Origin of the sequence: Pseudarthrobacter cellobiosi (assembly GCF_023913815.1) — a bacterium.
GTDB classification, from domain to species: domain Bacteria; phylum Actinomycetota; class Actinomycetes; order Actinomycetales; family Micrococcaceae; genus Arthrobacter; species Arthrobacter cellobiosi.
Window position 1 is genome coordinate 36,561 of record NZ_JAMXBK010000016.1, and the last position, 20,884, is coordinate 57,444.

Annotated in this window: 18 protein-coding genes and 1 pseudogene; 17 read left to right on the forward strand and 2 right to left on the reverse strand. The window is 61.3% G+C overall.

All coding sequences use genetic code 11. The annotated features are described in order from the left end of the window. Positions 1-52 precede the first annotated feature (52 nt). The 10 genes and pseudogenes from NG701_RS02325 to NG701_RS02370 all read left to right on the forward strand — a co-directional run bounded on the left by NG701_RS02325 (position 53) and on the right by NG701_RS02370 (position 9,609). A complete protein-coding gene (locus NG701_RS02325; protein ID WP_252564172.1) occupies positions 53-1,561 on the forward strand; it encodes a sugar ABC transporter ATP-binding protein in 1,509 nt (502 codons plus the stop codon). 2 nt (positions 1,562-1,563) lie between these two features. Next, a complete protein-coding gene (locus NG701_RS02330; RefSeq protein ID WP_252564174.1) occupies positions 1,564-2,553 on the forward strand; it encodes an ABC transporter permease in 990 nt (329 codons plus the stop codon). A 7-nt stretch (positions 2,554-2,560) separates the two neighbouring features. Continuing rightward, positions 2,561-3,709 carry a Gfo/Idh/MocA family protein gene (locus NG701_RS02335; RefSeq protein ID WP_252564176.1) on the forward strand — a complete coding sequence of 383 codons (1,149 nt, stop codon included), beginning with the start codon at positions 2,561-2,563 and terminating at the stop codon, positions 3,707-3,709. Then, positions 3,709-4,539, forward strand: coding sequence for a sugar phosphate isomerase/epimerase family protein (locus NG701_RS02340; RefSeq protein WP_252564177.1), 831 nt, complete (start codon positions 3,709-3,711; stop codon positions 4,537-4,539). The genes NG701_RS02335 and NG701_RS02340 overlap by 1 nt, the downstream gene beginning before the upstream one ends. A 17-nt stretch (positions 4,540-4,556) precedes the next feature. Continuing rightward, positions 4,557-5,729, forward strand: a complete 1,173-nt coding sequence (locus NG701_RS02345) for a levoglucosan dehydrogenase (protein ID WP_252564179.1) — start codon at positions 4,557-4,559, stop codon at positions 5,727-5,729. Between the two features lie 86 nt (positions 5,730-5,815). Then, positions 5,816-6,136, forward strand: a complete 321-nt coding sequence (locus NG701_RS02350) for a putative quinol monooxygenase (protein WP_252564181.1) — start codon at positions 5,816-5,818, stop codon at positions 6,134-6,136. Positions 6,137-6,301: 165 nt separating this feature from the next. Then, positions 6,302-6,559, forward strand: a pseudogene (locus NG701_RS02355) (gfo/Idh/MocA family oxidoreductase); the annotation flags it as partial. A gap of 1 nt (position 6,560) precedes the next feature. Next, entirely contained in the window at positions 6,561-7,571 is a 1,011-nt protein-coding gene (locus NG701_RS02360; RefSeq protein ID WP_252564183.1) for a Gfo/Idh/MocA family protein, read from the forward strand. A gap of 11 nt (positions 7,572-7,582) precedes the next feature. Continuing rightward, a complete protein-coding gene (locus NG701_RS02365) occupies positions 7,583-8,584 on the forward strand; it encodes a sugar phosphate isomerase/epimerase family protein (RefSeq protein ID WP_252564185.1) in 1,002 nt (333 codons plus the stop codon). A gap of 350 nt (positions 8,585-8,934) precedes the next feature. After that, on the forward strand, positions 8,935-9,609 hold the full coding sequence (locus tag NG701_RS02370) for a hypothetical protein (RefSeq protein WP_252564187.1): 675 nt from the start codon (positions 8,935-8,937) through the stop codon (positions 9,607-9,609). A gap of 166 nt (positions 9,610-9,775) precedes the next feature. Here NG701_RS02370 and NG701_RS02375 read toward each other — a convergent pair whose 3' ends face one another. Beyond that, positions 9,776-10,168 carry a DUF1120 domain-containing protein gene (locus NG701_RS02375; protein WP_252564189.1) on the reverse strand — a complete coding sequence of 131 codons (393 nt, stop codon included), beginning with the start codon at positions 10,166-10,168 and terminating at the stop codon, positions 9,776-9,778. A gap of 287 nt (positions 10,169-10,455) precedes the next feature. On the opposite strand from NG701_RS02375, the gene NG701_RS02380 reads away from it, so the two are divergent. Both NG701_RS02380 and NG701_RS21300 read left to right on the forward strand, forming a co-directional pair. After that, complete coding sequence (locus NG701_RS02380) at positions 10,456-11,406, forward strand: tyrosine-type recombinase/integrase (RefSeq protein WP_252564191.1); 951 nt, start codon at positions 10,456-10,458, stop codon at positions 11,404-11,406. Positions 11,407-11,429: 23 nt separating this feature from the next. After that, complete coding sequence (locus tag NG701_RS21300; RefSeq protein ID WP_374208645.1) at positions 11,430-12,044, forward strand: tyrosine-type recombinase/integrase; 615 nt, start codon at positions 11,430-11,432, stop codon at positions 12,042-12,044. On the opposite strand, the gene ilvD is transcribed toward NG701_RS21300, so the two are convergent. Continuing rightward, the gene (ilvD, locus tag NG701_RS02385; protein ID WP_252564193.1) at positions 11,974-13,680 is read right to left on the reverse strand and encodes a dihydroxy-acid dehydratase; all 1,707 of its coding nucleotides are present in this window, start codon (positions 13,678-13,680) and stop codon (positions 11,974-11,976) included. The genes NG701_RS21300 and ilvD overlap by 71 nt on opposite strands. 728 nt (positions 13,681-14,408) lie before the next feature. Here ilvD and NG701_RS02390 point away from each other — a divergent pair. The 5 genes from NG701_RS02390 to NG701_RS02410 all read left to right on the forward strand — a co-directional run bounded on the left by NG701_RS02390 (position 14,409) and on the right by NG701_RS02410 (position 20,663). Continuing rightward, complete coding sequence (locus NG701_RS02390) at positions 14,409-15,059, forward strand: gluconate 2-dehydrogenase subunit 3 family protein (protein WP_252564195.1); 651 nt, start codon at positions 14,409-14,411, stop codon at positions 15,057-15,059. Further along, positions 15,056-16,717, forward strand: coding sequence for a GMC family oxidoreductase (locus NG701_RS02395; RefSeq protein ID WP_252564197.1), 1,662 nt, complete (start codon positions 15,056-15,058; stop codon positions 16,715-16,717). Before NG701_RS02390 ends, NG701_RS02395 begins: the two co-directional genes overlap by 4 nt. Positions 16,718-16,835: 118 nt before the next feature. Further along, a complete protein-coding gene (locus tag NG701_RS02400; protein ID WP_252564204.1) occupies positions 16,836-17,879 on the forward strand; it encodes a sugar ABC transporter substrate-binding protein in 1,044 nt (347 codons plus the stop codon). Positions 17,880-17,927: 48 nt separating this feature from the next. Then, entirely contained in the window at positions 17,928-19,493 is a 1,566-nt protein-coding gene (locus tag NG701_RS02405; RefSeq protein WP_252564206.1) for a sugar ABC transporter ATP-binding protein, read from the forward strand. 66 nt (positions 19,494-19,559) lie between these two features. Then, complete coding sequence (locus NG701_RS02410) at positions 19,560-20,663, forward strand: ABC transporter permease (RefSeq protein ID WP_252564208.1); 1,104 nt, start codon at positions 19,560-19,562, stop codon at positions 20,661-20,663. The last annotated feature ends 221 nt before the right edge of the window (positions 20,664-20,884 follow it).

The following is a 20,884-nucleotide window of genomic DNA, read 5'->3' on the forward strand; positions in this document are numbered from 1 at the left end:
AGGCGTGGGGCAGGGTTTCGGCCTTGCCCCGCCCAGTGAAAGCGATCCCACCATGAACACAGGAGCCCTCGCCGTTGAAATGCGGTCGATCTCAAAAGGATTCAACGGAGTCAATGTCCTCAATGACGTGGACTTCGAAGTCCGCACAGGGGAAGTGCACGCTCTAGCTGGCGGAAACGGCGCCGGCAAGTCCACGCTGATGAAAATTCTGCAGGGTGTCTACCTCGCTGATGAGGGAACCATCCTCGTCGGAGGACAGCAAGTGGACATCAAAACCATTCAGGATGCTAAGGCCGCCGGAATTGGCATGGTGTTCCAGGAATTCAGCCTGGTCCCGAGCCTGACCGTAGCGCAGAACATCTTCCTCGCGGCAGAACCGCAAGGACGTAGCGGTCTGATCGATGATCGGGCAGCTGTCCGGAAGGCCCGCGAAGTCTTCAAGGAAATGGAAGTCGAGGTCGACCCGCGCGCCCATGTTTCGCGTCTTGGCACGGCCTATTGGCAGCTAACGGAAATCGCGAAGGCCCTCGCACAAGATGCCAAGGTGCTGATCATGGACGAGCCGACCGCCAGCCTTGCCCGGCACGAGACGGAGGCGCTCTTCGATCTCGTGGATCGGCTCAAGAAGCGCGGCATATCCATCATCTACATCTCCCACCGCATGGACGAGGTCTACCGTATTGCCGACCGCATAACGATCCTGCGTGACGGACAACGCCTACTCACGGAACCGTTGTCCAAGGTCACGCCGGAACAGATCGTGGAAGGCATCGTGGGCAAGAAGATCGAGGGTCAGATGAGTTACAAGGAACGTGATCACGACTCGGAGACCGCATCCCCCATCCTCGAGGCCCGGGACCTTACGTCGGGCAAGCGCGTCCGCAACGTCTCCTTCACACTTCACGCCGGCGAGATCCTTGGGCTAGCTGGACTGATGGGAAGCGGCCGGACCGAGCTCGCCAGGGTGCTGTTCGGTATCGATCCCCTTGAAAGCGGGGAGATACTGCTCCGCGGGCAGAAAATCTCGATCTCAAACCCGCGCAAGGCCATCGAGGCCGGCTTGGCTCTCATTCCCGAGGACCGGCGCGCGCAGGGGCTGGTCCTAGACCACTCCGTTCGGGAAAACCTGCTGCTGCCGCTGCTCGACCAGATCCGGCGCGGACCTTTGTTGGACGCGGGAGAAGGAAGGAACCTTTCAAACTCGCTCATCAAGAAATTCGCAGTGAAGGTTGCTCACCCCAACAAGCCCGTACGGCTGCTGTCCGGCGGAAACCAGCAGAAGGTCGTGCTGGCCAAGTGGCTCGGCACGGACCCCGACGTCCTGATCCTGGACGAACCGACAGCGGGCGTCGACATCGGCACGAAGAGTGAAATCCTCGACATGATTCGCGATCTGGCCAACGCAGGCAAGGCCGTCATCGTCATTTCCTCCGAATACCCGGAACTGCTCGCCGTAAGCGACAGGGTCCTGGTCCTCAGGGATGGCTCCGTCACTCGGGATTTGAAGCGCAGCGAAATCGAAGACGAAGAATCACTACAACTCGCAGTTCAGGGAGTCTGATCATGAACAACCCAACCATCTCAGCGAAGGCTTCTGAGGAGAAAACGCCCTTCAACCTTAAGCGCACCCTTGGCGAGCTCGATTGGCGCCGCTACGTCATTTACATCGGCTTCGTCGTCGTGTTCATCTTCTTCGCGGTGCTGTTGCGCGACCAAGGCTTCCTCTCGCCCAACAATTTGCTGAACATCTTCCGCCAGACAGCAACCATTACTGTCATGGCCGTCGGCATGACCTACGTCATCGCGTGCGCCGAAATTGACCTGAGCGTGGGCTCGGTCGCCGGCCTCTCGAGCGTCTGCACGGCTATGGCGTTGGCCCAATGGGGAATCGTCCCGGGCATCCTGGCAGGTCTCGCCGTTGGTCTGGTCGTCGGATCGATCAACGGCGCCCTTGTCAGCCTCCTCGGTATCCCTTCCTTCCTGGTAACGCTGGGCATGCTCGGCATCGCAGTCGGCGTGGCCCAATGGATCACGGCTTCGGCCCCGCAGCCCATTCTCAACGACACGTTCAACATGCTGTTCGGTTCCGGTAATTTCGGTCCCGTTCCCGGACTTATTGTGTGGAGCGCAATCTTTGTGGCGATCGGCGCAGTGGTACTTTCCCGGACCAAGTTCGGCCGCCAGGTCCTTGCCACCGGCGGCAACCGTACCGCGGCTGACTTCACGGGCATCAACACCAAGCGCATTAAGTTCCAGGTCCTTCTCATCTCCGGCCTCGTCGCCAGTGTTGCCGGCATGCTCTACGCCGGTCGGCTCCAGTCCGGACGCTTCCAGTGGGGCAGCGGCGACGAACTCTCAGCCATCGCCGCCGTGATCCTGGGCGGAACCAGCCTCTTCGGCGGTGCCGGTTCGGTGGTCGGCACGCTCTTCGGCGCCCTCCTGATCGGATTGATCAACAATGGCCTGATCCTCGCGGGACTGGACAGCAGCCAGCAGCAGGTTGTCCGCGGTGCGATTATCATCCTGGCCGTCGCCTTGGCCCGAAAGAAATGAGCACCGCATGACCGGGCAAATGAGGGCTGGAATCATCGGCACCGGGTTCATGGGGGAAGTCCACGCTCATGCAGTGCGCGCCGCCGGCGGCGTCCTGAGCGAAATCGCCGGACGCACGCCGGAGAGTTCACGCGCGGCGGCCGGACGGCTCCATGCCACAAAAGCCGCCGAATCCCCGGAAGCGCTGATCCGCAGCAACGATGTCGACGTCGTCCACATCTGCACCCCGAACGCCAGCCATGCCTACCTGGCCAGGCTGGCGCTTGAAGCAGGCAAGCACGTCGTATGTGAAAAACCCTTGGCCACAACGGTTGAGGACGCGGAACAGCTCAGCACCCTGGCGGAGGGCACCGAATCCGTAGCGGCAGTACCTTTTATCTACCGTTTCTACCCGACAATCCGCGAAGCCAAGGCGCGGCTGACCCGCGGGGAGGCCGGCGAACTGTGGCTCCTGCACGGTTCCTACCTGCAGGACTGGCTAGCGAGCAGCTCCGCCACCAACTGGCGAGTGGACCCTGGCTCCGGCGGAGCGTCCAGGGCATTCGGCGACATTGGGGTGCACTGGTGCGACCTGATGGAATTTGTTACCGGGCACCAAATCACTCGTCTCGTCGCCAAAACGTCCAAAGCGTTTCCGCAACGCGCCAGCGAACACGGAATGCTCAACGTCGGAACAGAGGACGGTGCGTCGCTGCTGTTTGAAACCGATAAGGGCGCCACGGGGTCCCTGGTCGTCAGCCAGGTCACGCCGGGGAGAAAGAACCGGCTCTGGTTCTCGTTCGACGGTACCGAGGCGTCCTTGAGCTTCAACCAGGAAGAGCCGGAAACTCTCTGGGTGGGAAGCGTCCGCGGCAGCACCCGCGTACCAAGCGGCCCTGACACGCTTTCCTACCCGGAATCGCAGCGGTATGCCCGGCTCCCGGCCGGCCACCCGCACGGCTACCAGGACAGCTTCAATGCTTTCGTGGCCGACGTCTACGCCGCTGCCCGTGGAGAGAAAGTCGACGGGCTTCCAACCTTCCGCGACGGACTTCGCGCGGCACTGATCACCCAGGCAGTCGTGGATTCCGCAGCAACTAACACCTGGGTCGATGTGCCAGGCCTGCAGGCCGGCTCCAGCATCTCTGACGAACTAACACCCGAAAGGCAAAGATAATGCAGCTTGGATACCACTCAATCACCTGGGGCGGCGTCACTGGCCACCCGGTAGGGGTCACCAGTGTCAAAGACCTTTACTACCGGTCCAACGGCTCCATGGAGGATGCCGTGCGGGACATTGCCGCGGTCGGCTATGAAGGAACAGAGATGTTCGACGGCAACCTCGTGGACTACGAAGACCGTCCGCAGGACCTGCAGGAACTGCTCCGCGATTCAGGTCTCAAACTCGTCTCCGTATACTCCGGCGCCAACTTCATCTTCGCCGACATCCTCCCCGAGGAACTGCACCGCATCAATCACGCCGCGGAGCTGGCAGCCACTTTCGGCGCCGAGCGACTCGTCGTCGGCGGCGGCGCACGTCGCGCCGCGGGCACCAGCGACGAGGACTACACCCTGCTCGCCAAGGGCCTGGACCGGGTCACTGACATCGCTGAGAGCTTCGGCCTTACTGCGAGCTACCACCCTCACCTCAGCACCATCGTGGAGAGTCCGGACGAACTCGATCTCCTCATGACCAGAACGCGCATCGGATTCTGCCCCGACACCGCCCACCTCGCTGCCGGCGGCTGCGATCCGGCGGCAGCAATCCGGAAATACCCGGACCGTATCCGCCACGTGCACCTCAAGGATTTCCGTCAGGATCCGTTTGAGTTCCTCCCCCTCGGCGAAGGCGATCTGGATTTCCCTGACATCATCCGTGCGGTGAAGGAAAGCGGCTACGACAGCTGGCTGATGGTGGAACTCGATTCGTACAACGGCGATCCCAAGACCGCCGCCGAAATCAGCAAGAAATACCTCGACAAAATCCTCGCCGACACCGGCCTCTAAACGAAAAGGAACACGCCATGCAGAAACTTAACGTCGGCCTCATCGGCGGCGGCTTCATGGGCAAAGCCCACTCGCTCGCCTACGCTGCCATGCCCATGTTCTTCTGGCCCGCCCCGGCCATGCCGGTCCGCAAAATTATTGCGGAAGCCACTGATGATCTCGCAGCCCAGGCCGCCAGCCGCTTTGGTTTTGAAAACTCCACCTCAGACTGGCGCAGGATTATCGATGACCCCGAGATCCACGTCGTCGACATCGCGACGCCAAACCACCTTCACGCCGAGATCGCCATCGCAGCCGCCCAGGCGGGGAAGCACATCATCTGCGAGAAGCCGCTGGCCAGGACCGGTGAAGAGGCCAAGGCCATGTACGACGCCGTCAAGAACACCAACCTCGTCCACATGGTCGCGTTCAACTACCGCCGCACGCCCGCGGTAGCACTCGCCAAGAAATACATTGATGAAGGTGCAATTGGGCGCGTGATCAGCTTCCGTGGGACCTACCTGCAAGACTGGAGCGCGGACCCCAACTCTCCCCTCTCCTGGCGCTTCCAGAAGTCCGTCGCAGGGTCAGGCGCCCTCGGTGACATCGGAACCCACGTAATTGATATGGCGCGTTACCTTGTTGGAGAACTCGCCTCCGTCAACTCAATAATGTCCACCTGGATCCCAGAGCGGCCGCTGCAGTCAGGCGGCGCGGACAGCCTGGGGAACGTCTCCGGCGGCGCCGGCCCCCGCGGTCCCGTCGACGTGGATGACGAAGTCCTCACCATGGTGAAGTTCGCCAACGGCGCCATCGGCTCCATCGAAGCGACGCGCAACGCGCATGGACGCAATAACTTCCTGACGTTCGAGATCCACGGCACCGAGGGCAGCATCGTCTTCAACTACGAACGCCGTGACGAACTACAGGTCTGCTTCGCCAGCGACCCCGGCGACCGCAAGGGTTTCCGCACCGTCTACACCGGCCCCGCACACCCCTATGGAGAAGGGCTTTGGCCCATCCCGGCGCTTGGCATCGGCTACGGCGAGACCAAAATCATCGAGGCCCACGATTTCTTCAAGGCCATCGCTGAAGGCGGAAGCGTCAGCCCGAACTTTGCGGACGGCTACCAGACTGCCTTGATCGACGATGCCATCATCGAATCCGCGGAGTCCGGCAAATGGGTGAAAGTGCCCAGCATCGAGGCGTAACCCCCACGAGAAGCAGGTGCGGCGTCCCAGAGCAGGCGGCGCCGCACCTGCATCCTACGCACCAAGGAGAACGAAAGAGCTTCTGAATGACCAATACACCAGCACCGGCCAACGATACGGCCACCTATGTCATCCCTGTCTTCAAGGCAAAACCCGGTCACGCCGACGAACTGGAGCAACTGCTGGCCGTCCTGCAGACCGCCAGCCGCCGCGATGACGGCTGCATCGAGTACACAGTCATTAGTGACGAACAGGACCGCAACACCTTCCTGCTGTACGAGAAGTGGACGGAGGCCGACGCGCTGGTCCTCCACAACGAGAAACAACACGTCGTCGACTTCCTGGCATCCGCGGCGGAGCATATGGCTGAACCTTTGAACGTTCACAGGCTTCGTCCCATCGCCTAATTCGAAGCAGAACATTCACACCCCCAGTCATTCAAGGAGCCTGACATGCCCCGCCCGTACACCCTGTTCACCGGCCAATGGGCCGACCTGCCGTTCGAGGAAGTCGCACGCCCCGCGTCCGGCTGGGGCTACGACGGCCTGGAAATCGCAGTCTCCGGCGACCACCTCCGCCGGATCCTCGTCAACGAGCCCGAGCACCCGTACGTCGGTGCGTGGTGGCCGCAGGGTCACATCATCGGCTGGGAGCACACCTTTACGCACGAAATCCGGGACTTCCTGGCGGCCATCGGCAGCGGGACCGAGCCGTCGCCGTCGTTCGACGACGGCCTGGCTGTCCAACGGATCCTGGCCGCCGTGGAGGAAAGCTCGGCTGCGAAGAGCGCGCTGATCCAGCTGGCGTCTCGCGTCAGAGAAGGAGCCTGACATGTCCGGCCCGCTTCGGATCGGGGTGCTGGGGGCATCCCGGATCAGTCCGACATCCATCGTTGAGCCGGCCATGCTGACGGGCGCTCGTCTGGTAGCTGTGGCCGCCCGTGACCGCGCCCGTGCGGAGAATTTCGCGAAGCAATACGGAGTGGAACGGGTTTACGACACCTATGCCGACGTGATTTCGGATCCGGAGGTTGAGGTCATCTACAACCCCCTCGCCAACGGCCTGCATGCCGAGTGGAACCTGCTTGCGATTGCTGCAGGAAAACATGTCCTGTCGGAGAAACCGTTCGCAGCTGACGCTCCGGAGGCCCGGGAAGTCCGCGACGCCGGTAAGCGCGCCGGGGTCGCCGTCGTGGACGGTTTCCACTACCTCTACCACCCCGTGACAAGACGGCTTCACGAATTGCTGAGTTCCGGCGAGCTCGGGGAGCTGCAGCGGGTCGAAACGATGATGATGATCCCGCCTCCGGCACCAGAGGACCCGCGCTGGTCACTTGCCTTGGCTGGCGGTGCGTTGATGGATTTGGGCTGTTACAGCCTGCACGCTGTCCGCGCGATGGCGCCCTGGGCAGGTGGCGAACCCCGGCTGGTCGATGCACGCGGCGGCGAACGTGCCGGGCTGCCGGGCGTGGACGAATGGGTAAATGCCAATCTGGTGTACCCGTCAGGAGTAACAGCATCGGCGCGGTGCCACATGGCTGGAGAGGGCCGTGAGATGACCTACCGCCTCATCGGAAGCAAGGGTCAGGCCACGGTGGCGAATTTCGTTCTTCCGCACATCGATGACCGACTCTTAGTGAAGACAGCCGCGGGCGAGCGCGTGGAGCACCTCGGAACGCGTTCTTCCTACACTTACCAGCTCGAGGCGTTCACGGCGTTGGTGCGTCATGGAGTCCCGATGCCCACCGACAGTGACGATGCCGTCCAAACAATGGAACTGATTGACGAGTGCTACCGGGCCGTCGGGCTTGAGCCTCGGCCCCGCCACCGTCCCGCAGACTGAAGGAGCCTGACATGCCCCGCCCCTATACCCTGTTCACCGGCCAGTGGGCCGACCTCCCGTTCGAGGAAGTCGCGCGCCTGGCCTCCGGCTGGGGCTATGACGGCCTCGAAATCGCCGTGTCCGGGGACCACCTGGACGCCTGGCGCTGGGACGAACCCGGTTATGTCGAGTCCAAGCTCGCCGTCCTGGAAAAGTACAACCTCAAGGTCTGGGCCATCTCCAACCACCTCAAGGGCCAGGCCGTGTGCGATGACCCCATCGACTTCCGGCACGAAGCGATTGTGGGCGCGAAGGTCTGGGGCGACGGCGACCCCGAAGGCGTCCGCCAACGCGCCGCCGAGGAATTGAAACACACCGCCCGGCTGGCGAAGGCACTCGGCGTGGACACCGTCGTCGGATTTACCGGTTCCTCCATCTGGCAGTACGTGGCCATGTTCCCGCCCGTCCCCGCCGCCGTGATCGAGGCCGGCTACCAGAACTTCGCCGACCGCTGGAACCCCATCCTGGACGTCTTCGACGAATGCGGCGTCCGGTTCGCCCACGAAGTCCACCCCTCCGAAATCGCCTACGACTACTGGACCACCGTCCGCACCCTCGAAGCGATCGGCCACCGTGAAGCGTTCGGCCTGAACTGGGATCCGTCGCACTTCATGTGGCAGGGCATCGACCCCGTCTCGTTCATCTGGGACTTCAAGGACCGGATCTACCACGTCGACTGCAAGGACACGAAGCTCCGCCCCACGGGCCGGAACACCGTCATGGGCTCCCACCTGCCCTGGGGCGACCCCCGCCGCGGCTGGGACTTCGTCTCCGCCGGCCGAGGCGACGTCCCCTGGGAATCGTCTTTCCGGGCCCTCGCCGCGATCGGCTACACCGGACCCATCTCCGTCGAATGGGAAGACGCAGGTATGGACCGGCTCCACGGCGCCCCCGAAGCCCTCGCAGCCCTGAAGAAGTTCGACTTCCCGCCGTCGAACACCTCCTTCGACGCCGCCTTCAGCACCAAGGACTAAAAATTGTGGGACGCCGCAGGGAAGCCACAGCCGGCGAAGTTTTCCAGCTCTTCCGGAGCGGGGAACAACTGACCCTTGCCCAAGTCTGTTCCAGCGCAGGGTTGTCTCGCAGCACTGCAATACAGAGGCTGGACAATCTGCAGGGCCTCGGCCTCATCGCCCCAACTTTGCATGCCCCCTCCACTGGGGGCCGGCCCGCTGGCCGATTTGCTTTCTCCCCTGGTTCCCTTGGAGTTCTCGGGGCACACGTATCCCCTGAAGGAACTCAGGTAGGCCTTTACGATCTGGCGGGTCAGAGCATTTCGCAGACGTCACTCGCGCCAGAAAGCGGCACCCCCAGCATCAAGGACTTGTCAGCAGCTGGAGAGCAGTTGGCGGAGGCATCAAAGCGAACGTCAATGAGGATCGTCGGCATAGGGCTGACAGGAAACGACGACGTCTTAGCGCTGGTGGGACGCCTTGATCCGGGCACCAACATGACGATCCGAAGTTATTCGACTCTTGAGGCGAAGGCTGTATCCGAAGTGGCAAGGAACAACAACGCCGATGCGGCAGGCCTGCTTTACCTACACGTCGGTGAAAGGGTCTCCTGTGCCTTTGTCACAAACGATCTTGTCCGCTGGACGACGACAGACATCGGGCACTCACCGGTCCCCGATGCGGCTTGGACGGTATGCTCTTGCGGCAGCAACTCTTGCCTCCAATCTGTCGGAGATGCCAGCACTTTTCCCGAATCGGAGAAGGACAAGCACGCCGTCACTCTTCGCCGAATCGGCAAGAACCTCGGATCGGCAGTGACCGCAATAATCAGCTTGCTCGTCCCCGACCGGCTCGTCATCGACTCGCCCTGGAACGGTTCAGAACACCTTATGGCAGGCCTGCGCGAATGGGTGTATGGGCGGGTCAGCGCAGCCGCGGGGCAAAAAATCACCATTTCGTATGCGGCTCCTTTTGAGGTCCGCGACGCGGCAGCCATGTGCCTCATATACGAGATCCTCAGCAGGCAAACAATTGATGGAATGTAGCCCACCCAAAACATCGCCACTGTCTCACAATTTCGCTTGTAATTAATGGAAGTGGCAGTCACTTGCGAGACATAGTGGGGCCCGTATTCCCTTCGACAGGTGCTGCATAGTGGGTTTGATTGCAGCGGCGGCCGTTGTCCTTACTGCTGGACGAAGGCAGCTTTGCCTACGGGGGTTCGACCCCACTGATAGATCCGCCATTCCGTGCCCTCGGGATTTCGCCCCAAGACCAACTGCCAGTCCATGTCCTGCCGCAAAACTTCTCCGTTGGTGCAGGGCACGAAATAGTAGGCCTTCGCCTTGAAGGCGGTGTGCCCTTTTTCTCCTGTCCTTCCAACGGACCGTAGTCGATCTCCGGTTCGGCGAACGTCACGGTCCATTTAGCGTCACTAACACCGCAATCAAGGCCGGACGAGTTTTCCCACGGCTCCAGTTCCTCATCGATGTCTTTGGTGGCCAACATCAAAATGTCGTTTTTCAGATCTTTCGGGTCGCTTGCCTGCTTTTTGTCGGTGACGGTCGAAAACTGAGCCATTGTGACGGTTGAAAACTGAGCCACTCGTTCCAAACGATTGGGTGGGTGATCACAGTGGAGGATTGGGCGCTTATTCGGCGGTTGCATCTTGCCGAGGGTGAATCGATGAGGTCGATAGGCACGGCTGGGTATTTCCCGGAACACCGTCGCGAAAGCCGTCAGTGCCGATGGTCCGCCGACCTATGTGCGTGCGCCGCAGGACTCCGGAATCAAGGCCGTGGAACCGACGATCAGGGCGCTGCTGAGGATCTGGCCACGACCGCTCTCTATGCCACGGTGGACCTGGTCGCGCTGCGCCAGGTTGCCCAGCCGTGGCCGGGGGCCGCGCGGTGAGGGCGCTGGAGCAGGACCTCGCGGACTACCTGGAACTGCGTCGTTCGCTCGGGCATGAAATGGCTGAGGCCCGATGGCTGTTGCCGGGCTTCGTGGCGTATCTGTACGCTCACGGAGCATCCACGGTGACGATAAAGTCGGCGCTGGAATGGGCGGAGCAAAAGCCGACAAGCCAGGCGTCCACCGCGGGGCCGCGGCGGATGACGGTAGCCCGAGGGTTCGCCCGTTACCTGGCAGGCATTTACCCCGGCACGGAGATTCCGCCGTTGGGTCTGATGCCGTACCGGCAGCGATGGCGCCCACCGTTCATCTACTCCACTGCTGACATCGAGGCGCTGATGGACCAGACACGGATCTCGGTCCGCTCACCGCTACGGGCCGCGACCTACGAGACTCTGCTTGGGCTACTGGCGGCAGGTGGTCTGCGGATCGGTGAGGCCATCACGCTTGACCGCAACGACATCGACTGGTCCGAGAGCCTGTTGCTGATCCGCGAGTCTAAGTTCGGGAAATCCCAGCTGGTTCCACTTCACAGCACCACCATGCAGGCGTTGACCGCATACGGTGAACTCCGCGACGAGTTCGAACCACGACCGGAGGGTCCAAGCTTCTTCGTGTCTCAGACCCACAAACGCCTTAGCTACGCGGTCGTCAGCCAGACGTTCCGGCAGCTGATCAATGCGGCAGGCATCGGTGCCGGGGCGCCTTCGGCACCGAGGCTTCACGATCTGCGCCATACTTTCGCCGTCCGCACCCTGCTGCGCTGGTATCGCACCGGCGAGGACGTCCAGGCGAAGCTTCCATGGCTATCGACTTACCTGGGCCACCGTGAACCGGCATCCACCTACTGGTACCTCTCGGCAGCACCGGAGCTGCTGTCCTTGGCAGCAGCTCGCCAGGATACTGACTGGACGGCGGTGCGCTCATGACCCTCATCGCACCGACCCTGCAGATGTTCATCACCGATCGCCTCGCCCAACAGCGCCAAGCCAGCCCGCGGACCATCGCGGGCTACCGCGACGCCCTGAAGCTGCTCCTGGAGTTCATCCACGCACGGACCGGCAAGCTACCCTCCCAGCTGGACTGGGAAGACCTGGACGCGACGATGATCTCAGGATTCCTCATGCATCTGGAGATCACGAGAGGCAACAGCGTCAGGACCCGGAACGTCCGACTGACAGCAATCCGCTCACTGATCTCCTACGCCGCGTTGCGTCACCCCGAGCATGGACTGCTCATCCAGCGCGTTCTCGCCATCCCCCCGAAGCGGTTCGACAAGCGCATCGTAACGTTCCTGACCCCGCCCGAGATCGGCGCACTCGTCGCGGCCCCAGACCAGTCCAGATGGGAGGGCCGGCGGGACAGCTCCTCCGACATACCCGCACGAGCAGGAGGATTCCTTGGGCGGCTGGCCTCGGTCCCTCCTAAACTCCGAGTGCTTCTCCCGAGATCGAAACCATCAGCGCAGCCGAAGTGGCCGTTTCAAGATTACATTTCTAGCCGCAGTATGCGCCGGTGGAGGCGCTGTGGACCAGCTTGGCGTACTTGGCGAGCACACCCTTGGTGAACTTGGCCGGGAGGGGCTCCCAGCCGATCTTGCGGGATTCGAGCTCGGCCTCATCAACCAGCAGGTCGAAGCTGCGGGCCGCGATGTCCACGCGGATCCGGTCCCCGTCCTTGACGAAGGCGATGGGGCCGCCGTCGACAGCTTCCGGTGCCACGTGGCCGATGCAGAGGCCGGTGGTTCCGCCGGAGAAGCGTCCGTCGGTCAGCAGCAGCACGTCCTTGCCCAGGCCCGCACCCTTGATGGCGCCCGTGATGGCGAGCATTTCCCGCATGCCGGGGCCGCCCTTGGGACCTTCGTAGCGGATGACGACGACGTCGCCCTTCTGGATCTGGCCGTTGTCCAGCGCGTCCAGGGCGCCCTGCTCGCGCTCGAAGACGCGGGCGGTGCCTTCGAAGACATCGGCGTCGAACCCTGCGCTCTTGACCACGGCGCCTTCGGGCGCCATGGAACCGTGCAGGATGGTGATGCCGCCGGTTTTGTGGATCGGGTTGTCCAGCGCGCGGAGGATCTTGCCGTCGAGGTCCGGCGGGTTGATGGCCGCGAGGTTCTCGGCCACGGTCTTGCCGGTGACGGTGAGGCAGTCGCCGTGCAGCAGGCCGGCGTCGAGCAGTGCGCGCATGATGACGGGCACGCCGCCGATCTTGTCGACGTCGGTCATGACGTAGCGGCCGAAGGGCTTGAGGTCTCCCAGGTGCGGGATCCTGTCGCCGATGCGGTTGAAATCGTCAAGGGTCAGCTCGACTTCGGCTTCGCGGGCGATGGCGAGCAGGTGCAGGACCGCGTTGGTGGAGCCGCCGAAGGCCATGGTGACTGCGATGGCGTTTTCGAACGCCTTCTTGGTCATGATGTCCCGGGCGGTGATGCCGAGGCGGAGCAGGTTCACCACTGCTTCGCCGGACTTGCGGGCAAATTCATCACGGCGGCGGTCTGCCGAGGGCGGGGCGGCGGAGCCGGGGAGGGACATGCCCATGGCCTCGCCGATGCAGGCCATGGTGTTGGCGGTGTACATGCCGCCGCAGGCGCCTTCGCCGGGGCAGATGGCCTTTTCGATGCGGGTCAGGTCTTCGAGGCTCATCTTGCCGGCAGCACAGGCACCGACGGCTTCGAAGGCGTCGATGAGGGTGACTTCTTTTTCGGAGCCGTCCTCGAGCTTGACCCAGCCCGGCATGATGGAGCCGGCGTAGAGGAAGACGCTGGCGAGGTCCAGGCGGGCGGCTGCCATGAGCATGCCGGGCAGGGACTTGTCGCAGCCGGCGAGGAGGACCGAGCCGTCGATGCGCTCGGCCTGCATGACGGTTTCCACGGAGTCGGCGATGACTTCGCGGGAAACCAGCGAGAAGTGCATGCCTTCGTGGCCCATGGAAATGCCGTCGGAGACGGAGATGGTGCCGAACTGCATCGGGAAGCCGCCGCCGGCGTGGACGCCTTCCTTGGCGCCCTGGGCCAGACGGTTCAGGGAAAGGTTGCAGGGAGTGATTTCATTCCAGGAGCTCGCCACGCCAATCTGGGGTTTGGCGAAGTCGTCATCCCCCATGCCGACCGCCCGGAACATGCCGCGCGCCGGCGCGGCGTGGATTCCGTCAGTAACGACCCGGCTCCGGGGCTTAATATCGGGGGCACTGATCGCCTCACTCAAGGGATCCAACCTCTCTCGGTGTTCTCTACGGCGCATGCGGTGCTCTTCGGGCTGAAAGGCAACCACAGGGCCAGCGGGGGTTATCTCACTTATCAGGTGTCCTGACCTCTGGCGACTCTCCCACAGGGCTGTGGTGTCCGTCAAGCATCCGCAGTGACTCATCACAGAAGCCCCGCGCAGCCGTATTCGACCAATCAATCGAGAGTGCGCGTAGCGGTTTGTGGGGCAGCCGTCCGGCAAACCGGCGTCTCCATCCATGGAGTCGAGAACAGGTCCATGGGTTCGATCCGGTTAGTTATTCTGCGTCGGAAACATGCTTGACCTAACGAAAAACCTTGTGAGATAGTCAGACCACCCGATGACCCGGTGACAATGGTCACAGGATTGTCAGACCACATGATGACCAAGGCGAGCAATTCGCCTAAAAGTAGAGACGAAGACTTCCCCAAGGTTTTTCTGCAAAAAATGGCTTCCCCGCGCCCTCTACGAAACGATTGCCACCTTTGTCGTTCCGCATGCGCATTCTTTTCGCGGCCTCATGGGCCGAACCGAGGCGCAAGTTAGCTCTGCTGGGAGCAGGTGCTTTCGGAGTCCATGGCCGGCATGGCTCCTCACCTTCCAGTGCTGACCGTCAACATTCGTTGGCGACGGCCAGTCCAAAACCGCACTCAAACGATTTCGTCGTGGGAATGGTGCACCAGTCCCCGACCCGAGAAGGGAAGCAACACATGGATATCACGCTGAACACCAACCGGCCGCCCAGTGCCGAACGCGATCCGCGTTCACGGTTCCGCGCCGAGAAACCACCTATCGGAGGCTGGCTGCCGGGGATTGGGATCACTCCGACGCAGACTTCAGTGCTGAACGCGATAGCCGACCAACTAATACCTGGCGGAGAAGGGTTTCCGGCCCCAAGCGAGGTCGACGTGGTTTCGTTCTTCCGCCGGTATATCGCGCCGGAAAGCCAGGAGCCGAAGTGGTTTCCCTTCATCGGCGAGTCGGAGTTCAGAGCACGCCTTGATGCTCTGGGTGAGGAGTTTGTCCGATCTTCGCGGGCAGACCAGGTGGAGACCCTCAAGACGATGGAAAGGACGGAGGAGTTCCTTTTCGCAAGGATCCGGGACATGACGTATTACGCCTACTATTCCCGTCCCGCCGTCATCACTGCCATCAACAAGAATCTTGAAGCCGGCAAAGACCTGAGAAACTCCCCGCAGCCCTTTGGCTATTCGGACACGATGGAGGGGTGGGACGAGAAGCTGCTCAGCCGGGTTACGGGCACCTACACACGAACTGAAGACGTACGCCCGGTGGAGATCCCGGAGAACCTACGCAAGTCCAACGCAACGCCCCTCGAGGAAAGCCAGGTCAAAGCATGAAAAGAAGCAATGAAACCGACGTGCTGGTGATCGGGGCCGGCGCCGGCGGCGCCGCCGTCAGTAAGAGGCTGAGCGACGACGGTATCAAGGTGATCTGTCTCGAGCAGGGCGACTGGTTGCACCCCCTGGACCATCCGCACATGTATGACTCATGGGAGCTGGAACGGGTCCGGTCCTGGGATTGGCACTCAAACGTCCGGAAATTTCCGGAGGACTACCCGACCACCGGAAACGCGGCACCGATGATGATGAACGGTGTCGGCGGGTCGACCCTGCATTATGCCGGGGCCTGGCCGCGCTTCAAGCCCGTTGACTTCCGCAAAGGCACCGAGCACGGCGTTGAAGGCACCATTGACTGGCCCATCAGCTACGAGGACCTTGAGCCCTTCTACGCCATCAACGACGCCGAGATCGGCGTCGCCCGCCGAACCGGCGACCCCGGCAACCCCCCGCGGCCTGAAGGTTGGGGGCCAGCCAGCAAGGGCGGCAAAATCGGCAACAAGATGGGTGCCGGATTCGACAAACTGGGTTGGCACTGGTGGCCTGCCGACAACGCCATCCTGACGAGAGAAAAAGACACCAGGCTTGCGTGTAACGACTGCGGATTCTGCCTCGGGGGCTGCCCCCGCGGATCCATCGCATCCACTGATGTCACCTACTGGCCCCAAGCCATCCGCAACGGGGTGGACCTGCGCCCCAACGCCCGCGTCGAGCGCGTCAACGTAAAAGACGGTAAGGCAACCGGCGCGACCTACATCGACCGCCTCACCGGAGAACGTCATGAGGTGAAGGCAAAGATCGTCGTTATGGCAGCAAACGCCATCGGCACCCCCCGGCTGCTTCTCATGTCGGCACAAGCCGGCCACCCCGACGGTCTCGCAAACAGCAACGGCATGGTCGGACGGCACCTGATGTTCCACAGCTGGTCCTTCGAAGATTTCTGGTTCGACGAGCCCCTCGACGGATTCAAGGGACCGGAACCGGCCGTTTCATATTCCCAGGAGTTCTATAACACGAAGACGGATCGCGGCTTCGTCAACGGATTTTCGCTGCAAGTCGGCACCGCTCTGGGACCGGCCAACAGTGCATTGGGAACCAACACAGGCAATATGGCCCCATGGGGCGAGAACCATAGGGAATTCTTCAATAATCACTTTGCCCGGCATGCACTTGTTTACGTCCAGGGAGAGGACCTTCCTGTCGCCACCAACCGCGTGACACTCGACAACGACGTCGTCGACTCATCCGGGCTCCCGGTTCCTCAAGTTCACTATGACCTCCACGACAATGACCGCAAATTGATCGAATGGGGACGCGCCCGCGCCCATGAAGCGGCTCAGGCGGCCGGCACCGTCATCGACAGTGCCAGTACCGGAATCGGAGGAGTGGACGGCCCTCCCCCGGGCTGGCACATCATGGGCACCTGCCGCATGGGCAACACACCGGAAGATTCCGTCACGAACAAGTGGAACCAGACCTGGGACGTACCCAATCTGTTCATCACGGACGCCAGCTCCCTGACGACCGGCGCCGCAGTCAACCCCACCAGCACGCTCCAGGCCGTCGCCGTACGCGCCGCAGAGTACATCAAGCGCCGCTTCCCTGAAATCGTCGGGCAGCACAAGACTCCCAGCAACGCGGACGCCCCTGGGTTCTGATCCGGAAACCACCTGTCCTTGCAGCAGGTCCGCCGTCCCCGTGCGGCCCTGCTGCAAGGACTGCAAGCAGTTCCCTGCTTGCAGCACAGAAGATCACACACATGACGAAGGAGTCACAATGTCTGTCCGAACAAGAGCGGCCAACCGGCTGAGCACAAAAATCGCCCTACTCACGATTCCGATCTTGCTGACAACCGCCTGCGGCGGAGGCGCCACCGGTCCGTCCGGAGACGCAGGCCCGACAAAGATCGGCTTCGCCCAGGGAAACTTCGGCAATGGCTGGTACGAGGTGAACGCCAAGGGAGCGACCGATGAGGCGAAAAAACTTGGATACGATCTTGAAGTAGTCAGTGGCGGCGGCGACCCGGTAACCCAGAATTCGCAACTGTCCAACTTCATCACCAAAGGCGTCAACGGCCTGATCATCAATCCGACCGATCCGCAGGCGCTCTCAAGCAATCTTTCCCGGCTAAAGGATGAAAAAATCCCCTTTGTCCTGGTCAACGCTGGGGTCAAGCCCGAACTGCTGGCTGACAGCTACTGCTATGTGACGGAAGACGAAAAGGTTAACGCCGGTCTGGTCGGCGCCGAGATGGCACGGGTAATGAAGGCAAAGAACGGAGCAACAAAACCCGCCAAAATTCTTCTGGTCCTCGGATTTCCAGGAGACACCAACTCTGCTAACCGTGAGGAAGGCTTCAAGGCCGGGTATGCCTCCGTTGCAGGCGCTCCCCCGGCACAGTACCTCGAGAATGTTTACGGGAAGTGGGCGGCCGATACGGCCGTTGCGCCGGTCAGATCCGTTGCAACCGGCAACCCGAATCTGGACGGCATGTTCGTCGGCACGGATTCCATGCTGCCTGGCGTTCAGCAGGCCCTTACATCAGTGAACATGTGGGGCAAGGACAAGGTCGCGATTGCCAGCTATGACGGGCAGATGAAGGTGGTCAAGCAGATGAAGGAGGAACCGAACTCCCCGGTCATCGCTACAGTTGCGAACCTTCCCGCGCAACAGGGAATCATCGCGGCGCAGATGCTGGAGAAGGCCCTGAAAGGTGAAGACAAGAACGCAGCCTGCCCCGGTAACAAGTTCTTCGTAAAACCCACCCTCATCACGCACGAAAACGCCTCCTCGTACTACAAAAGCGATTCGGACTACTGAAATCAGACACTAGACCGAAATCTGACAGCTCGGTGAGGAGATGAGAACATGCATGAACTAACTGGTCCGCACACCCCTGCGTTGACCCTTCGGGGGATATCCAAAAAGTATGCGGACGTTCAGGTACTGACAGACATTGATCTTGACGTCCGCGCCGGAGAAGCAGTCGGACTCCTGGGGCAGAATGGGGCAGGGAAGTCGACGCTGATCAAAATAATTTCAGGGGTTGAAAAGCCTTCCCAAGGCCTGATTTTCCTGGACGGTGCGCCAGCAGATTTCCGCTCCACCCACGAGGCCCAAAACGCCGGCATCGCCACCATTCACCAGGAAATCATTCTCGTCCCTCAGATGAGCGTGGCAGAGAACCTCTGCCTATCAAACCTGCCGCACAAGGGTGCGGTCCTGGACCGTCGAGCCCTCTACCAGGAAGCCCGAAACGCCATTACTGCCTTGGGTTTCGATATCGATGTCCGGTCTCCGGCCGACACTCTAACTGCGGCTCAAAAGCAGGTTGTACTCATCGCTAAGGCGCTGAGGCAGAAAGCTAAAATACTGCTGCTGGACGAACCGACAGCAACGCTTCCCGCACCCGATGTTGCCAAACTGTTTGAACTCCTCAGGAAACTAAAGCAGGAGGGAACAGGGATCATCTACATTTCGCATCGGATAGACGAGATGTACGAAATCTGCGATCACATCATGGTTCTGCGTGACGGCAAGCACGTGATGACAGAGAAAGCCGCTTCCTTTCCTCGTCAGGATGCCGTGCGGAAGATGCTCGGCTCGGACCCGGTCAGCTCCCTGGAACCATCGCAGGACCCGTCACTCGAACCCCTGCTTGAGCCCTCGCAAAAATGGAACTTTGCGCGGGCGAAGGGTGAGCGCCATCCGGACGGCGCTCACCCTGCATTCGAGGTCCTGAATCTGAGCGATCCGGAGCTTCTTGACAACGTGACGCTCAGGGTCAGGCCGGGAGAATCCATAGCCGTGACAGGACTGGTAGGCAGCGGTCAGTCTGAACTTGCCGCTTGCCTGTTCGGCGACCGCAAATTCTCGTCAGGCCACGTTTACGTTGACGGAAAGAAATTACGGTCAGTCCATCCCCGCGCGCTCATCGCTGCCGGAGTCGGATGGGTGCCCGATGACCGGAAAACCCAAGGCCTGGTCCTCAATATGGACCTGAGCGAGAACTTCTCCATGGCCAATCTCCGGATGATCGCCCCCCACGGTTGGCTGCAACGGAAACTGGAAAAACGGATAGCCGACAAGGCCATCAAAACCCTGAAAGTAAAGTGTCAAGGCAGCGGCCAGCAGGTCGGACGTCTGAGCGGCGGTAACCAGCAAAAAGTCGTCGTAGGAAAGTGGCTCACGGCCAAGGCAAAAGTCTTGTTGCTGAGTGAGCCGACCCGTGGAATCGATGTGGCAGCCCGCGAAGACATCTATAAGGAAATCAACGCGTTCCTGGATGCCGGCGGGTCAGTCATCGTTTTCAGCTCCGAAATTGAAGAGGCGCTCATGTGCCACAGAATCTACGTCATGGGAAACGGCGCCGTCGTTGCTGAGTTTGATCAGCACGATACGGATCTCAACCAAGTGATGTCGTTGCTCAGGTAGCGGCCCATCCCCACCTACGGCCGTCCATCCCAAAGCATTGACAGTGATGACAATGGAGTCAATTTGATGATCAAAACAGTAGAAACAGCGGCGAAACGACCGTATACCGGTGAACCCATCCTTACGCCCCTCCTCGGAGCCGTGAAAAGCAAGGGCGTTCTCCTGATGGCCGTGGCCGCGATCCTTATTGCAGGATCCGTGATTTCCCCCTACTTCCTGACCAGCCGCAACATCAGCAGTATCGTTCTGACAATCGCCGTCTTATCGGTGGTCGCCGTCGGTCAGTTTCTCGTCATTGTGACAGCCGGAATCGACCTTTCGGTCGGCGCCACAACAGCGTTGACGACAGTGATGACGGCGGTACTTCTGCGTGACGGCCTCCCCGTAGCGGCGGTTATCGTCATCTCCATTGCCGTCAGTTCCGCCGTAGGACTCCTCAATGGGCTGCTGGTTGTCTATGGAAGGATCACACCCTTCATCGCAACCTTGGGCATGACCAGCGTCGTGCAGGGCGTTGCGTTCCTCGTTCAAAACGGCACTTTGGTACCCATTAACAACGACGGCTTCGTCTCCATCTTCGCCGGTACGATTGGCCCGTTTCGCTCCGAAGTCATCATCTTCGTGGTGGTGACTCTAGCCGCCGCCGCACTAATGAGGTGGAGCATCTTCGGCCGGAGACTGTACGCACTGGGCGGCAATCCCCAGGCAGCACGCCTCTCGGGACTGCCGGTCAACAGAGACATAATAACCGCCTACCTACTGTCAGGCATGCTGGCCGGCCTAGCCGGCTTGATGTTGGCGGCCCAGCTGCGCTCGGGCAACTCGCTGTTAGGCAGCGAACTTGCACTGAACTCCATCGCCGCGGCAGTGGTCGGTGGCGCTTCCCTCTTCGGCGGGACGAGTACACCGCTTGCAGCTGTCTTCGGGGGCCTGCTCATCGGAACGATCTCCAACATCCTGGACCTGATCAGCATGCCTGTCCAAGGACAGCTCCTGATCAAGGGAGCCCTGATTCTCGTCGCCGTTTACTTCACGTCCGGCGCCGGGCTCAGCCTGAGGCAGAGGATCCGCGATACATGGAAAAATAGGAGAAACAAGCCCGGCGCTTCTCGAAGCCCCCGCGCCCTGGGCCCGGAAGCGCAGGGTGAGCTGCAACCTTTGAAGAGGTAACCGGACAGGACGCGGCTCGCAGGGTAATTATCCAACGGCGCCAGTCTGACGGCAAATAGGTGATTCGATGCACCGGAGGGCAGGGAAAGGCCCCGGCCGGCACCCCCCGAAGATCGCGAGGCGCGCACCGGGGCCCCGTTTTGAATTCACACAATGACAAAGGTAGCGACCCATGAGTTTGCATGGATCCAAGATTGCGCTGTTGATCGAAGATGAGTAGA

Excerpts from the sequence above, each read along its gene's own strand:
- NG701_RS02365 (WP_252564185.1), top strand. The coding sequence starts at position 7,583 with ATGCCCCGCCCCTATACCCTGTTCACCGGCCAGTGGGCCGACCTCCCG.
- NG701_RS21300 (WP_374208645.1), top strand. The coding sequence starts at position 11,430 with ATGTTCATCACCGATCGCCTCGCCCAACAGCGCCAAGCCAGCCCGCGG.
- NG701_RS02325 (WP_252564172.1), top strand. The coding sequence starts at position 53 with ATGAACACAGGAGCCCTCGCCGTTGAAATGCGGTCGATCTCAAAAGGA.
- NG701_RS02390 (WP_252564195.1), top strand. The coding sequence starts at position 14,409 with ATGGATATCACGCTGAACACCAACCGGCCGCCCAGTGCCGAACGCGAT.
- NG701_RS02410 (WP_252564208.1), top strand. The coding sequence starts at position 19,560 with ATGATCAAAACAGTAGAAACAGCGGCGAAACGACCGTATACCGGTGAA.
- NG701_RS02405 (WP_252564206.1), top strand. The coding sequence starts at position 17,928 with ATGCATGAACTAACTGGTCCGCACACCCCTGCGTTGACCCTTCGGGGG.
- NG701_RS02335 (WP_252564176.1), top strand. The coding sequence starts at position 2,561 with ATGACCGGGCAAATGAGGGCTGGAATCATCGGCACCGGGTTCATGGGG.
- NG701_RS02360 (WP_252564183.1), top strand. The coding sequence starts at position 6,561 with ATGTCCGGCCCGCTTCGGATCGGGGTGCTGGGGGCATCCCGGATCAGT.
- NG701_RS02350 (WP_252564181.1), top strand. The coding sequence starts at position 5,816 with ATGACCAATACACCAGCACCGGCCAACGATACGGCCACCTATGTCATC.
- NG701_RS02400 (WP_252564204.1), top strand. The coding sequence starts at position 16,836 with ATGTCTGTCCGAACAAGAGCGGCCAACCGGCTGAGCACAAAAATCGCC.
- NG701_RS02330 (WP_252564174.1), top strand. The coding sequence starts at position 1,564 with ATGAACAACCCAACCATCTCAGCGAAGGCTTCTGAGGAGAAAACGCCC.
- NG701_RS02340 (WP_252564177.1), top strand. The coding sequence starts at position 3,709 with ATGCAGCTTGGATACCACTCAATCACCTGGGGCGGCGTCACTGGCCAC.
- NG701_RS02345 (WP_252564179.1), top strand. The coding sequence starts at position 4,557 with ATGCAGAAACTTAACGTCGGCCTCATCGGCGGCGGCTTCATGGGCAAA.
- NG701_RS02395 (WP_252564197.1), top strand. The coding sequence starts at position 15,056 with ATGAAAAGAAGCAATGAAACCGACGTGCTGGTGATCGGGGCCGGCGCC.